The sequence below is a fragment of the Ruegeria sp. HKCCD4315 genome, from assembly GCF_013112245.1.
In the GTDB taxonomy this organism is placed as follows: Bacteria; Pseudomonadota; Alphaproteobacteria; order Rhodobacterales; family Rhodobacteraceae; genus Ruegeria.
The window spans coordinates 3288141-3302585 of sequence record NZ_WVRN01000001.1; the positions used below are offsets into that span (position 1 = coordinate 3288141).

Annotated in this window: 14 protein-coding genes; 8 read left to right on the top strand and 6 right to left on the bottom strand. The window is 58.4% G+C overall.

The features are described 5' to 3' along the window. Window positions 1-42 precede the first annotated feature (42 nt). Window positions 43-618, top strand: coding sequence for a DUF1285 domain-containing protein (locus tag GS646_RS16335; protein WP_253746722.1), 576 nt, complete (start codon window positions 43-45; stop codon window positions 616-618). Here GS646_RS16335 and GS646_RS16340 read toward each other — a convergent pair. Continuing rightward, complete coding sequence (locus GS646_RS16340) at window positions 601-1557, bottom strand: DMT family transporter (protein ID WP_171184449.1); 957 nt, start codon at window positions 1555-1557, stop codon at window positions 601-603. The two genes, GS646_RS16335 and GS646_RS16340, sit on opposite strands and share 18 nt — an antisense overlap. A 178-nt stretch (window positions 1558-1735) precedes the next feature. Between GS646_RS16340 and GS646_RS16345 the strand changes: the two genes are divergently transcribed. Both GS646_RS16345 and GS646_RS16350 read left to right on the top strand, forming a co-directional pair. Further along, window positions 1736-2491 carry a hydroxypyruvate isomerase family protein gene (locus tag GS646_RS16345; RefSeq protein ID WP_171184451.1) on the top strand — a complete coding sequence of 252 codons (756 nt, stop codon included), beginning with the start codon at window positions 1736-1738 and terminating at the stop codon, window positions 2489-2491. Window positions 2492-2553: 62 nt separating this feature from the next. Beyond that, window positions 2554-2784: a DUF2798 domain-containing protein gene (locus tag GS646_RS16350; RefSeq protein WP_171184452.1), complete on the top strand. Its 231-nt coding sequence runs from the start codon at window positions 2554-2556 to the stop codon at window positions 2782-2784. 42 nt (window positions 2785-2826) lie between these two features. On the opposite strand, the gene polA is transcribed toward GS646_RS16350, so the two are convergent. The 3 genes from polA to GS646_RS16365 all read right to left on the bottom strand — a co-directional run bounded on the left by polA (window position 2827) and on the right by GS646_RS16365 (window position 6425). Next, the gene (gene polA / locus GS646_RS16355) at window positions 2827-5625 is read right to left on the bottom strand and encodes a DNA polymerase I (RefSeq protein WP_171648269.1); all 2799 of its coding nucleotides are present in this window, start codon (window positions 5623-5625) and stop codon (window positions 2827-2829) included. 70 nt (window positions 5626-5695) lie between these two features. Further along, a complete protein-coding gene (locus tag GS646_RS16360) occupies window positions 5696-6166 on the bottom strand; it encodes a hypothetical protein (protein ID WP_171184457.1) in 471 nt (156 codons plus the stop codon). 82 nt (window positions 6167-6248) lie between these two features. Beyond that, window positions 6249-6425, bottom strand: coding sequence for a zinc-finger domain-containing protein (locus GS646_RS16365; protein WP_170533977.1), 177 nt, complete (start codon window positions 6423-6425; stop codon window positions 6249-6251). Between the two features lie 87 nt (window positions 6426-6512). On the opposite strand from GS646_RS16365, the gene GS646_RS16370 reads away from it, so the two are divergent. Then, window positions 6513-7502 (top strand): ABC transporter ATP-binding protein, encoded by a 990-nt coding sequence (locus tag GS646_RS16370; RefSeq protein ID WP_171184792.1) that lies wholly within the window; start codon window positions 6513-6515, stop codon window positions 7500-7502. Here the strand turns inward: GS646_RS16370 and GS646_RS16375 are convergent. Next, window positions 7499-7963: a DUF1203 domain-containing protein gene (locus GS646_RS16375; protein ID WP_171184459.1), complete on the bottom strand. Its 465-nt coding sequence runs from the start codon at window positions 7961-7963 to the stop codon at window positions 7499-7501. The two genes, GS646_RS16370 and GS646_RS16375, sit on opposite strands and share 4 nt — an antisense overlap. 109 nt (window positions 7964-8072) lie before the next feature. Between GS646_RS16375 and GS646_RS16380 the strand changes: the two genes are divergently transcribed. The 4 genes from GS646_RS16380 to GS646_RS16395 all read left to right on the top strand — a co-directional run bounded on the left by GS646_RS16380 (window position 8073) and on the right by GS646_RS16395 (window position 13257). Next, on the top strand, window positions 8073-10991 hold the full coding sequence (locus GS646_RS16380; protein ID WP_171184461.1) for an error-prone DNA polymerase: 2919 nt from the start codon (window positions 8073-8075) through the stop codon (window positions 10989-10991). A gap of 48 nt (window positions 10992-11039) precedes the next feature. Further along, window positions 11040-11453 (top strand): group III truncated hemoglobin, encoded by a 414-nt coding sequence (locus GS646_RS16385; RefSeq protein ID WP_171093071.1) that lies wholly within the window; start codon window positions 11040-11042, stop codon window positions 11451-11453. A gap of 144 nt (window positions 11454-11597) precedes the next feature. Next, the gene (locus GS646_RS16390; protein WP_171184463.1) at window positions 11598-12536 is read left to right on the top strand and encodes a DMT family transporter; all 939 of its coding nucleotides are present in this window, start codon (window positions 11598-11600) and stop codon (window positions 12534-12536) included. A gap of 373 nt (window positions 12537-12909) precedes the next feature. Further along, window positions 12910-13257 carry a hypothetical protein gene (locus tag GS646_RS16395; protein ID WP_171184466.1) on the top strand — a complete coding sequence of 116 codons (348 nt, stop codon included), beginning with the start codon at window positions 12910-12912 and terminating at the stop codon, window positions 13255-13257. A 57-nt stretch (window positions 13258-13314) separates the two neighbouring features. Here GS646_RS16395 and GS646_RS16400 read toward each other — a convergent pair whose 3' ends face one another. After that, window positions 13315-14427 carry an S-(hydroxymethyl)glutathione dehydrogenase/class III alcohol dehydrogenase gene (locus GS646_RS16400; protein WP_170488149.1) on the bottom strand — a complete coding sequence of 371 codons (1113 nt, stop codon included), beginning with the start codon at window positions 14425-14427 and terminating at the stop codon, window positions 13315-13317. Window positions 14428-14445 lie beyond the last annotated feature (18 nt).

A 14445-nucleotide genomic window follows, 5' to 3' on the forward strand; every position in this document is an offset into this window, starting at 1 on the left:
TATGATTGAAGTGTATCGCGCTACGAGGAAATGGCAAAAGCAATGAGCGGACAAAAACCTGTGAAACCGTCGCCGGATGGTCTGGCTGCATCAGTCAAAGCGGCCAAAACCAAGGGTTTACCGCCCGTTCACCTTTGGAATCCCCCGTTTTGCGGCGATCTGGACATCCATATCGCAAAAGATGGCACCTGGAGTTATTTAGGCTCGCCTATCAACCGTTTCGAGCTGGTGAAGCTATTTTCCTCAATTCTTAAGAAAGAAGATGGGAAATACTACCTCGTCACACCGGTCGAGAAGGTGGGAATCACTGTTGAAGACGCCCCATTTGTCGCCGTGGATTTTGATCGTGAGGGCGAAGGCGAGCAGCAAAACCTGACCTTTACAACTCATGTAGGCGATCATGCTGTTGCAGGTTCAGGTCATCCGATCCGGATCGTTATCGACCCGGTGACAAACGAACCTTCACCCTACATCATGATCCGTTCCGATCTTGAAGCACGCATAGATCGCAAAAGTTTCTATCGCCTCGTTGAGATTGGCACCCATCACGACGGCTGGTTTGGCGTTTGGTCTGGACAAAAGTTCTTTGGGCTGATCCCGTCAACCGAGCTTGGCTGATCCTCGGCACCGTCGAGGCGCGCGGTCCTGCGCCAAGACAACGGCCAAAGCGACGACACCCGCGCCCAGCGCGCGGGTCCAGTTCCAGTCATCCCCCAGCATCAGCATGATCAGCATCACGTAAAACGGTGCGATGTTGATATGGAACGACGCTAAGGCAACGCCCAGTTTACCAACTGACGCGATGAAAAGAACCTGGCTCAGCCCCATGGCAATCAGCGCATAGATCATAAGCATCCCAACCTGCTGCGCATCCACTGCTGCGCGCGGCATCACATCCATACCCATTTGCGCGGACCCAAAACAAAGAACCCCGGCCATCAGCAACCCACCTGTAAAGGTGATCGTGGTGCGCCCGGTTTGGCTGAGCTCGGGAAAGTCGCGAACCGTCGCCATGCTGGCCCAGCAGAAAAGTCCGGTTGACGCAATTGCACAGACAGCGCCCAGCCCCAGTTGCGCCGGAGCATTGGCGCTGGTGGCAATCAATCCGCCCACAATCGACACCAGCACGCCAATGGCAAAGTTCCACTTTAAACGCCGGGTGCCAGCGGCAAGTTCAAGCAACGTTGCTGCCAGCGGCGCGCAGGACGCAATAATTGCAACGGTTACCGGGTCTGTTAACTTCTGAGCAAGGATCAAAAGGAACATGCCGATCCCGTACCCAAAACTGCCAACAAACATTGCCCGGCCCCATTTCGCCCTCAATACGCGGCTTGGTCCGTCAAGAATAAACCAGAGCGGTAACATCGCACCGACAGCCAAAGCCAGGCGCGCCGCCAGCAGAGCAACTGGGGGCCAGCTTTGCAAAAGCACGTCGGCCGCAGGAAACCCGGCCGCCCAAGCCATCATCGACGCCACGGCCAGTCCGTTGCCCGACAGGGCCGAACTGCGCGCAGATGAGAACGATGCCGCGTTCCCGCTTGCGGGTTCAGGGCTCATGGCCATGGGATCAGACCTTTTTTGTTGTTACAGCCTGGAAATGATTCGCTGGTATGGCGTGACGGTCACTGATCCTGCGGACATGATCTGGCCGGTTTTCGACAACTTGTCGTTTTCAGTCTCTTCCCCGGAAAAGGCGTGACGGTTAGGGTCGGACTGCCACAACCAAAGACCGCACATGCCCAGATTTGCTGCCAACCTGTCCCTGCTCTTTACTGAATTGCCCTATCTCGACCGGTTTCAAGCCGCCGCAGATGCTGGTTTCACTGCCGTTGAGATCCTGTTCCCCTATGACATGGCCGCAAAAGAAACCCGCCGTGCCCTATTGGCCAACGGGTTAGAGCTGGTACTGATCAACGCCCCACCGCCCAATTATACGGGCGGCCAACCCGGATACGCAGCGGTTCCTGGCGGCGAGGCCCGGTTTCAGTCGGATATCCGCCGTGTCCTGCGCTATGCTGATGTTCTGCGCCCGGGACTCATCCACATTATGTCAGGATATGCCTCGGGGTCGGATGCGCTGAATAGCTTTGTCCAGAACCTGCAATGGGCCGCCGATAGCGCCCCGCTGCAGAAATTTACGATTGAACCACTCAATCCGGTGTCGCAGCCTGACTACTTCCTGAACAATTTCGATCTTGCATCCGAGGTGCTGGATCGTGTTAACCGGCCGAATGTCGGCCTGCAATATGACAGCTTTCACGCCCACATGATCCACGGTGATGCGCAGGCCGTTTGGGAACAATTTCACCCGAGGGTCATCCACGCGCAGATCGGCGCCGCCCCGGACCGATCGGAACCGGGGCGCGGACTAACCGATTTCCAGAACTTGTTCTCGACCATGGACGCGTCCGGTTACACCGGTTGGGTTAGTGCCGAATACACACCTTCGACATCGCAAACATCCGACAGCCTTGATTGGATGCAGCCCTAGCACTGGTATTTTACAGGCAAATGTTGCAGATCAAAGGCAATACGACCTTCAGGATACCCGCCATGATACCAGCCCGCTACGCCCGCGCCGTATTCAGCCTGATCATGTCCGGCCTCATGTCCTTTATCGTGACGGGGATCGCAACAGTGAAAGCCATCGGGTTCGGCCCCAGCACTTTCGGAGATTGGATGGCATCCTGGGCCTTCTGCTGGCCCATCGCCTTCACCGTCATTCTGCTGTTTGGCCCTTCCGTGCAACGTATGGTGAACCGCATGGTCGGGCCGCAGGACTGACCCGCGACGAAGAGGGCCCGCCGGGCCGGATGAGGCGCGTCGCTAGTGCGCCTCGGCCCAATTCGCGCCTTGCCCGGCATCCACACTTAGCTTGACGTCCAGCTTAACCGCCGGGTCCGAGGCACCCTCCATCACGTCGCGCGCCACGCCGATCACCTGATCCACGGAATCCTCGGCCACTTCGAACAGCAATTCGTCATGCACCTGCAGCAGCATCTTAGCCGGTAGCCCATTGATCGCCCCAGGCATCCGCACCATGGCCCGTCGGATCACATCCGCTGCAGTGCCCTGAATGGGCGCGTTGATTGCTGCTCGTTTTGAGAACCCGGCGTGAGGTCCCTTGGCGTTGATCTCGGGCGTATGAATCTTGCGCCCGAACAAGGTCTGGACATAGCCGTGTTCTTTGGCAAAGGCGACGGTGTCGTCCATATAGGCTCTAATGCCCGGGAAACGTTCGAAATAGCGGTCGATGAAGCCCTGGGCTTCGGCCCGCGGAATGCGTAGGCTCCGCGCCAGACCAAAACCCGAGATGCCGTATATCACACCAAAGTTGATCGCCTTGGCCTGACGGCGAATGTCGGGCGTCATCTCATCCAGCGGCACGTCGAACATCTCGGATGCCGTCATGGCGTGAATGTCCAACCCGTCCGAGAATGCCTGTTTCAAAGTCGGAATATCCGCAATATGCGCCAGAATCCGAAGTTCGATCTGACTGTAGTCGAGGCTCACCAGCACATTGCCCGGCTCGGCGATAAACGCCTCACGAATGCGTCGCCCTTCCTCGGTGCGCACGGGGATGTTCTGAAGGTTCGGATCGGTCGAGGCCAAACGTCCCGTATTCGCCCCGGTGATGGAATAAGACGTGTGCACACGCCCCGTATCAGGGTTGATATGGGTCTGCAGCGCATCTGTGTAGGTCGATTTCAGCTTGGACAGCTGCCGCCAATCCAGCACCCGGCGCGGTAGTTCGTGTTCGGTCGCAAGATCTTCCAGAATGTCCGCCCCGGTCGAATATTTCCCGGTCTTCCCCTTCTTGCCACCCTCAAGACCCATCTTGTCGAACAGAATCTCACCCAACTGCGCAGGCGATCCAACATTGAAAGTCTCACCGGCCAGCTCGTGAATTTCGGCCTCTAATCCGGCCATTTTCTGCGCGAATGCGTTAGACATACGGCTCAGCACATCGCGGTCCACCTTGATGCCATGCATCTCCATCTCGGCCAAGACGGGCACCAAGGGGCGTTCCAACGTCTCGTACACCGTCGTCACTTGGACCTGATGCAGTTGAGGCTTGAACAGTTGCCAAAGACGCAAGGTGATATCCGCATCCTCAGCGGCGTAGGCCGTGGCCTCATCAATTGGAACCTTGTCGAATGTGATTGCGGATTTGCCCGATCCCAGCAGCGGCTTGATCGGGATTGGCGTATGGCTCAGATAGCGCTCGGACAATGTGTCCATCCCATGCCCATGCTCGCCGCCATGCATCGCATAAGACATCAACATCGTATCGTCGATTGGGGCAACGTTGATGCCATGGCGCGCAAAAATCTTGGCATCGTATTTCATGTTCTGCCCGATCTTGAGTATCGACGGATCCTCGAGCATCGGTTTCAGCAAGGTTAGAGCCTCGTCCAACGGCATCTGACCCTCAGCCAATGCATCCGAGCCGAACAGATCATCGGCAGTCCCATCGCGGTGGGTCAGCGGGATATAGCAAGCCTCACCAGCTTCAACACACAGCGAGACGCCGACCAGATCGGCGATCATCTCATTCAGTCCGGTGGTTTCGGTATCGACAGCGACCCAACCGCGCTCATAGGACTTATCGATCCACTTTTGCAGGGCCTCGGCGTCGCGCACACACTCGTATTTCGACGCATCAAACGGAATAAGCGTTGCCTCCGGTTCTTCAGCCGCAGGCGCAGGCGCGTCAGCAATCACCGGAGCTTCGGCCCCCAGTTTATCTGCGATGCGCTTGGTGAGAGTGCGAAACTCCATCTCGGCCAGGAACCCTAGAAGGGTTTCGGCATCCGGGTCTTTGACCTCAAGATCGTCCAGAGTGAAATCCAGCGGTGTGTTTTCGTCCAATTGCACCAGCTTCTTGGACAGCTCGATCTGGTCTCGTTTTTCCATCAGCGTCTGACGGCGCTTTGGCTGTTTGATCTCTTCCGCGCGATCCAGCAGCGTTTCCAGATCGCCATATTCATTGATCAGCAGAGCTGCTGTTTTCACGCCAATCCCAGGGGCACCCGGCACATTATCCACCGAATCCCCGGCCAAAGCCTGCACATCGACCACCCGTTCAGGGCCCACACCGAATTTCTCGATAACCCCATCCCGGTCGATGCGCTTGTTCTTCATCGCATCCAGCATCTCAACTCCGTCGCCGACCAACTGCATCAGGTCCTTGTCGGAACTTACGATAGTCACACGGCCCCCGGCCTCACGCGCCTGAACGGCCAACGTGGCGATGATGTCGTCAGCCTCGTACCCCTCAAGCTCTTTGCAAGCGATGTTGAAAGCCTTTGTCGCCTCGCGCGTTAGAGGCATCTGCGGGCGCAGATCCTCTGGCATCGCCTCGCGGTTGGCCTTGTAAAGATCGTATAGATCGTTCCGGAACGTGTGCGAACCCTTGTCGAAGATCACCGCGACATGGGTTGGCGCATCTGGTCCGGCGTTTCCCTCGACATATTTCTGCAGCATGTTGCAAAAGCCCGAGACCGCCCCGATCGGTAATCCGTCGGATTTTCGAGTCAGCGGAGGCAGCGCGTGATAAGCCCTGAAAATAAAGGCCGATCCGTCGATCAGATGCAGGTGACACCCTTTTCCAAAATTGCTCATGCACGCTCTCCCTGTCGGTCAGGGATGGTTCTGCCACAGGGGCACGCGGGTGACCAGTCAGGAACGTGTGTTAGCCACCAAAGAGGCCGCCGAAAACGTCCGAGAAACTGTTCAGAAGCGCCATGATCACCAGAACGCCGAGGAAAGCGAAGAAAGCGAAGGCGAAGAACTGGAACAGGATCGCGCCAGTTCCAATGGCCATTCCGGCGATGGCCGGGCGTCGTTTTTCGTGACGAAGAATGCCAATCACCGAGACAACAATTGCCAGCCCACCCAGCATCGCCACACCAATTTGCAAGTAATCGTCCAGGTCGCGGGTTTGGGCCACGGGTGCGGGCTGCTCAAGCCCGGCTGCGGCCCGCAAGGTGGATTTGCCAAGCTCAGCCGCCAGTTCACCCAATGAAACGCCGGCGGAGTGTTGCGGCGCAAAAGGACCGGCCCAAAACACAAACAAAGCAGCGAATAAAGCCAATGCAGCAAGGAAAAACCCGATCCAACCAAAAACCGGGTTGGCCGTGTCAGTGGCAGTCATGTCGGTCATCACACTCACCTACGATGGTTGTACCAACGCACTACCATGAAAATCGCGGCGAGATTTGGGCGAAACCCGGTTAGGCGGGCAATCAGCCCTGTTCTGTGCCCTTCAGAACATATTTGCAGTCGCAATAGGGGCACTCGACCCAGCCGGTATCTTCGGGGATTTGCAGCCACACGCGCGGATGCCCCAACGCACCTTCACCGCCATCACAGGCAACACGGGTGGTTTCGACGATCTTGGTTTCCGGCGCTTCGATGGTCACGGCTGGCGATCCTTCTTCGGTTGTCGGCCTCGCGGGCATGTACTAGGTGCGTTTATGAGCGATGAGCAAACCGGGGGCAAGAGCCACATGAGCGATGCGGCAATCAGGATCGAAGGGCTGCGCAAAACCTATCGCGGCGGCAAGGGCCAGCCCGAGAAACACGCGCTGAAAGGCATAGACCTGACCGTTCCGCGCGGGTCGGTGTTTGGGCTGTTGGGGCCAAACGGAGCTGGGAAATCGACCCTAATCAACATTCTCGCTGGGCTGGTTGTGAAATCCTCGGGCCATGTATCAATTTGGGGATTCGATCAGGATCAGAACCCGCGCCAGTCGCGTGCCGCCATTGGCGTGATGCCGCAAGAGCTGAACCTGGACCCGTTCTTTTCCCCACGTGGCGCGTTGGAGGTTCAGGCCGGTCTGTACGGCGTGCCAAAGGCGCAGCGCCGCAGCGATGAGATTCTGGAGCTGGTGGGTCTCAGCGACAAGGCCGAGGCGTATGCCCGCACGCTGTCGGGCGGGATGCGGCGGCGGCTTTTGCTGGCCAAGGCGCTGGTGCATCACCCGAAGATTCTGGTGTTGGATGAACCCACGGCTGGTGTGGATATTGAACTGCGTCAGATGCTCTGGACCAATGTGCGCAAACTGAATGAACAGGGCATGACCATCATCCTGACCACGCATTATCTGGAAGAAGCGCAAGAGATGTGCGACGAGATCGCCATCATCAACCATGGCGAAAAGATCGCACAGGACAGCACCGCCAACCTGCTGGGTCGGATGGACAGCCGGACGATGGTGATCGTCCCAGACAACCCTGTGGTGAATCTGCCTGTAACCGAAGGGGTCGAAGCCGGACTGCGCGACGATGGTAGCCTTGTGCTGCAATATCAAGGCAATCAAACCAGCGCCGAGCAGGTGCTGGAAGCCGTCCGTGCCGTGGGTATCCGCATTCGCGACGTGCGTACCGAGGAAGCCGATCTTGAGGATGTGTTCCTTGCACTGACATCGTCGCGCGCCGAGGAACCTGCAGACGATCAGGATCAGCCGCGCCGGGGAATGCACCGGGTCAAGCTTTAGGCGCGGTCGATCCGCGCCTGATAGCAGTTGTTTCTGGCCGAGCGGACATGGATATAAGCGATATCCGGTCGAGCAAAGATGCCCTTCACCGCTGCGCCGATCTGCTCCATGGGCGTGATCGCCCCGGTGCCATAGACGATCCTGTCATCCGCACCATAGCCCTTGATCAGGTAGTCAGGAGAGGTGGTCAGAATCTCGGGCATCTCTTCCCCCTCATACCGCTCGCACGGTGCGGCACACAGAAAGATCGGGCCGGTTTCCGCATACGGATGTGTCTCTAAAAAAGGACGATGGGCCAATATCATCATCTCTTCGCCTTCGGGAATGTTCTGTAGGCAGTGGCGGCAAGGGTTGCCTGTACCCGTCGAAACGGTGCGCTCGGGCGTAGCGCCATAAGCGTCCGACGCTCCAGCTTGAAGGGCGCGAACTTCGGATGTGGGCAGTGCGGTTATCTTGAACATATCGGGTCTCCTTTTTGCCGACCCTGCCGATCTGATCGATCTCAAGCGACCCGTTTTCTGCGCAAAGGACTCGAAAAAGAACAAAACGTGAATATAATAGTGACTCGCCATGTATGCCGAGCTGTCGATCACATCGAATTTCACCTTCCTCACCGGGGCCTCGCACCCCGAGGAATACATGGAGCGCGCCGTCACCCTGGGCCTGCCCGCCATTGCGATTGCCGATGACAACTCGGTCGCCGGGATTGTCCGCGCCCACACCCAGGCGCGCGAGATTGCCCGCAAGGTCCGCGAACGGCTGGAGTGGGAAGAGCAGAACACCTCCATCGGCCCACCCTACCCTGACCACATCGCCAAACCGCCCTCGTATCCGATTCACGCCGTGCCGCGCCTGATCCCAGCCGCGCGGCTGATCTTTACCGACGCACCTACCGTCACCGCCTTGCCGCTGAACCGGCAGGGCTGGGGCAACCTATGCCGCATCCTGTCCACTGGTCGCCTGCGTGCCGAGAAAGGCGACTGCATCCTGCACCTGTCCGACCTTTTGGCGTTTTCCGACGGTCTACACCTGCTGCTCTGGCCACAGGCGGACCGATCCCAAGGCGGCGCGAGCGCGTGGAGGACACAAGCGCAACAGCTGACGCGCCGCTTTGCCGGGCGGATAAACCTGTTGATGCACCCTCGATACGATGGTGCAGACAGCGCATATTTCTCTTTGTTAGAGATTGAATCAAAGCAATTGGGCATCCCCACACTCGCCAGTGCCACACCGATGATGCATCACGGGGCCCGTCGTAAGCTGGCCGACGTTCTGACCGCCATCCGCCTGCGCCGTAAGGTGGATGATCTGGGCCGCGAAGCGCTTGCCAATGGGGAACAGCGCCTGCGATCCGAGACCGAGATGTTGCGCATCTTCAAAGGTCACGAGGGCGCTGTTGCCCGCGCCCATGAACTCAGCACGCAACTCACATTCTCGCTCGACGAGCTGCGCTATGAATATCCCCGCGAAGGCAGCGAACAGGAAACTCCGACCCAACGTCTGCACCGTCTGGCGCATGAGGGGCTGAAATGGCGCTATCCTGCGGGCGCGTCGGATAAGGCTCAGAAGATGTTGGCCCATGAGCTCACGCTGATCGGCAAACTGAAATATGAACCCTACTTCCTGACCGTCCGCGACATCGTCCATTTCGCCCGATCTCGGGGCATCCTGTGCCAGGGGCGCGGTTCGGCAGCCAATTCGGTGGTCTGTTTCTGCCTCGGCATCACCGAAGTCAGCCCCGAGATGGGTACGATGGTGTTCGAGCGCTTTGTCTCTGAGGCGCGTGATGAACCGCCTGACATTGACGTGGATTTTGAACACGAACGCCGCGAAGAGGTGATCCAGCACATCTATGACCGCTATGGCCGCGAACGCGCGGGGCTCTGCGCCACGGTCGTGCATTACCGCGGCAAGCGGGCCATTCGCGAGGTCGGCCGTGCTATGGGGCTGACCGAGGACACGATCTCGGCGCTGTCCTCGCAGCTTTGGGGTTTCTTCTCGACCGTCGGGCTTGAGGCGCACCGGATGCGCGAGATCGGCCTCGATCCCGAGGACCGCCGCCTGAAACAGACTCTAATGCTGGTTTATGAGATTGACGGTTTCCCCCGTCATCTATCCCAGCACGTCGGCGGCTTTATCATAACCGAGGGGCGTTTGGACGAACTTGTTCCTATCGAGAACGCCACGATGGAGGACCGTACGGTCATCTGCTGGGACAAGGACGACATCGACTCGCTTGGCATCCTCAAGGTCGATGTCCTCAGCCTTGGGATGCTCACCTGCATCCGCAAGGCATTCGATCTGATCGGTCAGCACCACCAGACCAGCTATACACTAGCAACCCTGCCGCCTGAGGATCCGGTGGTCTATGACATGCTGTGCAAAGCCGACAGCATCGGCGTGTTTCAGGTGGAATCACGTGCTCAAATGAACTTCCTGCCCCGGATGCGGCCGCGCAATTTCTATGACCTGGTGATCGAGGTCGCCATCATCCGCCCCGGCCCCATTCAGGGCGACATGGTTCACCCCTATATCCGCCGCCGGAACGGAGAGGAGGAGGTCAGCTTCCCCTCGGACGAACTGGGTGAGGTGCTGGGTAAAACGCTGGGCGTACCATTGTTTCAGGAACAGGCGATGCAGATCGCCATTGTGGGCGCGGGGTTCACCCCGGAACAGGCCGATCGGCTGCGACGGTCGCTGGCAACCTTCAAAAAGCATGGCAATGTCAGCGAATTCCGCGCGCTATTCCTGCGCGGAATGAAGCGCAACGGGTATGATGACGACTTTGCCGAGCGGTGTTTTTCACAGATCGAAGGGTTTGGCTCATACGGTTTCCCCGAAAGCCACGCGGCCAGCTTTGCACTGCTGGTCTATGCCAGCGCCTGGATCAAATGCCACCATCCCGGTATTTTCGCCTGCGCCCTGCTGAATTCACAGCCGATGGGGTTCTATGCCCCTGCCCAGATCGTGCGCGATGCGCGGGAACATGGGGTGCAGGTGCGTCCGGTCTGCATCAATGCCAGCTTCTGGGACAACGTGATGGAGCCCGACGGCCATGGCGGGCTGGCCCTGCGGCTGGGGTTCCGCCAGATCAAGGGACTCAGCGAAGAAGACGCCAGCTGGCTGACCGCCGCGCGCGGCAACGGCTACCATCAGGTCGACGATGTGTGGCGTCGCGCGGGGCTGGGGCCGTCGGTGATCGAACGGCTGGCCGAGGCCGATGCCTTCGCCGCCTGCGACCTAACCCGGCGCGAGGCATTGTGGCAGGCCAAAGCGATTGCAACCGCCAAGCCCTTGCCTCTGTTCTCGCAGGATCTGGAAGGTGAGGCGCTGGACGAGCCCGAAGCCTATCTGCCGCAGATGACATTGGGTGAGCAGGTGGTCGAGGATTATGTCGCCACCCGTCTTAGCCTGCGGGCGCATCCGGTGGCCTTGCTACGGCATATCCTGACGCCCGAGCCGCGCGACAAAACCACGCCTGTTGCATGACGGCTGAAGGGGATACTTCCCCGGGACAGAGTCGAATTTGGTGACCTCATGACCAGACCCATCCTGCCGCCGCGCTTTCCGGCGACACCCGATCAGATCAATGCGCAGGTCCACGCCTTCTATGCCCGCGTGCGTGAAGACGCTGTGCTGGGTCCGGTCTTTGCCAACCATGTCACCGACTGGCCCGCGCATGAGGAAAAGATCGCCGCGTTCTGGCGCAACGCCATCTTGTTTGAACGCAGCTATGACGGCAATCCACAGCGGGTCCATATCGAACGGCCTGATGTAAAACCCGAGATGTTCGCCCACTGGTTGGACCTGTTCGAAGAAATAGCCACCCAGACGCTGCCGCACGACACCGCAATCCCATGGGTCGCGCTGGCCCGACGTATCGGCGTGGGGATGAAGGCAGGCGTGCAATCGGCCCGTCAACCCAAAGACGCGCCACCGATCCTGCGTTGATCCCTCTGCATGGCGGCTTTGCCATGTTAGCGGTAAAATAGGGGCTATGCGGACCGCAAAAATGGGGTTACTCAGGGGCAAGACAGCCCCTCTGCGCTGCGACGACACAGTGCCACCACACCGACATCACCTGAGGCCATATCGATGAGCACTCAAAACACCACCCTCCGGGGACTTGGTTTCGCGTTCGCGGGATTTGCGGTCTTTGCCAGCCACGACGCGCTGATCAAGGTGCTGGGCGGGACTTATTCGGTGATGCAGATCATCTTTTTCGCCACGCTGTTTTCCTTTGTGCCAATGGCCGTATCCATGCTGGCCGACCGGACGCCCAGCAACTTCCGCCCGCATCATCCCTGGCTGGTGCTGTTGCGCTCGGGCCTTGTGGTTACATCTATGGTCTGCGCCTTTTACGCCTTTTCGGTGCTACCACTGGCCGAGGTCTATTCGCTGCTGTTTTCCTTCCCGCTGATTGTGACCGTCCTGTCGATCCCCATTCTGGGAGAAGTTGTGCGCATCCAACGCTGGGCTGCAGTCGGTGTTGGCCTGATCGGCGTTCTGATAGTTCTGCGTCCGGGCGCGACAGACATCACCCTCGGCCACCTCGCCGCCCTGACAGCCGCATTTTGCAGCGCGTTTGGCTCTGTTCTTGTACGCAAGATCGGGAACGAGGAACGATCCGCCGTACTGATCCTCTATCCTATGCTACTGGCCATTCTGGTCATGAGCCTTGCGCAGCCGGCTGTGTATCAGCCGCCATCCCTGCTGCATCTGGCCATGATGGCGCTGGTCGGCGTGTTTTCGGTTATCGCCCAGCACCTGATCATCCTCGCCTATCGCGCGGCACCCGCCGGGGTTGTCGCGCCCAGCCAATACAGCCAGATCATCTGGGCCACGATTTTCGGCATGGTCTTCTTTGGGGAACACCCGGACGGCTGGGTCGCCGTCGGGGCCAGTATCATCATTGCGTCCGGTGTCTTTGTGGTCTGGAGAGAGAGTCGCTCTAACACCACGTCTGTGAACACCCCGGTTCTGCGGGTACGGTCTCCACGATCAGATACAGGGGCGTCGCGACCGGGGAAATAATCCAAAAGCAACCCGGCGCCGATGCAACAGAACTAGCCTAATCTCCAAAATCGCAAACTATAGCGTGAGTTGTGCACACTACGCGCATAAGTAGAGCATTGATTGACCCTTGCAGTTTAGAGAACACAACATGAGACTTGCTTTGACGCTCTTGGCCTTGGCAACTTCCACCATGTCGGCACTGGCTAATGAGGATGCAGCAACCTGAATTATCGCTGAACATGACGAGCCTCGCTTTTTCACAAAACTCACCGTCCAGGAATGTACGCTCACAAAGGAACAATGGGAAAAACAAGAGGGTGGCGGTCGTATTCTCTGGCATTTCGCTGAGATTGACCTTGTCGGTGCGCACCTCTTTCATCCGATGGACGGGTTGAGTGAGGAAGTTAAGGCCCAGTTTGCCGCAGACGGGTATCCAATCCCAGAATCCAAGGTCTTCGATGGGCGCGACGGGGACAATCCTTTCGTATCATTCACACTCTCAGCGCGTGACGATTGGTCCGGCCAACAAGAATACTGGCATAAGCGCAAAACCGCTCAGAAACAGATTGAAATAGGTAAAGCCGTCTGGAGCGATCGCAATGGTGGCAATACGCATGTGGTCATTTCGCTAACAAATTTTTCGGTGCTGTTTCATGGCGAGGACACATACGCCAAAACAGAAGAAACCGCGCTGAGGATTAGATCCTATATCGAAGAAAACTGCGAATTTCTCGGGTAAATTCAGAAGGAGGATTCAGGTACAGGCCACCTTATGGTGGCCTGCCAAAGTCAGCTATCAGTAAACCACCACCGACCGGATGCTCTCACCCTTATGCATCAGATCAAAGCCGTGGTTGATGTCATCCAGACCCATGGTGTGGGTGATCATCGGGTCGATCTCGATCTTCCCTTCCATATACCAGTCGACGATCTTGGGCACATCGGTCCGGCCTCGCGCGCCGCCGAAGGCGGTGCCGCGCCATGACCGGCCGGTGACCAGCTGGAACGGGCGGGTCGAGATCTCGGCCCCAGCCGGCGCCACGCCGATGATGATCGATTCACCCCAGCCTTTGTGCGCCGATTCCAACGCGTCCCGCATCACGCCGACATTGCCGGTGGCGTCAAAGGTATAATCCGCGCCGCCCTTGGTAAGGTTGACCAGATAGGGAACCAGGTCGCCTTCGACCTCTTTGGGGTTCACAAAATCGGTCATGCCAAACTTCGTGGCCATCTCGACTTTCGATGGGTTCAGGTCAACGCCAACGATCTGATCTGCCCCGGCCAGACGCAGCCCCTGAATCACGTTCAGGCCGATGCCACCCAGACCAAACACGATGGCGCGGCTGCCGATCTCGACCTTGGCGGTGTTGATCACCGCGCCAATGCCAGTGGTGACGCCGCAACCGATATAGCAGATCTTGTCGAAGGGCGCGTCTTCACGCACTTTGGCCAGCGCAATCTCGGGCAGAACTGTATGGTTCGAGAAGGTCGAGCAGCCCATATAGTGCAGGATCGGATCGCCATCCAAAGTCGAGAATCGCGAGGTCCCGTCGGGCATCAAGCCTTTGCCTTGGGTTTCCCGGATCGCCTGGCACAGGTTGGTTTTGGGATGCAGACAGTATTCACACTCGCGACATTCAGGAGTGTAAAGAGGGATCACGTGATCGCCCGGCTTCAGGCTGGTGACGCCCGGGCCGACCTCAACCACAACACCTGCGCCTTCGTGACCCAAAATGGCTGGGAACAGACCTTCGGGGTCTGCCCCGGACAGGGTGAATTCATCCGTGTGGCAGATGCCGGTGGCCTTGATCTCCACCAGAACCTCGCCCGCCTTGGGACCTTCGAGGTTCACATCCATCACTTCCAAAGGTTTGCCCGCCTGAACGGCGACGGCGGCACGGGTGCGCATATCACTGTCTCCCTGTCT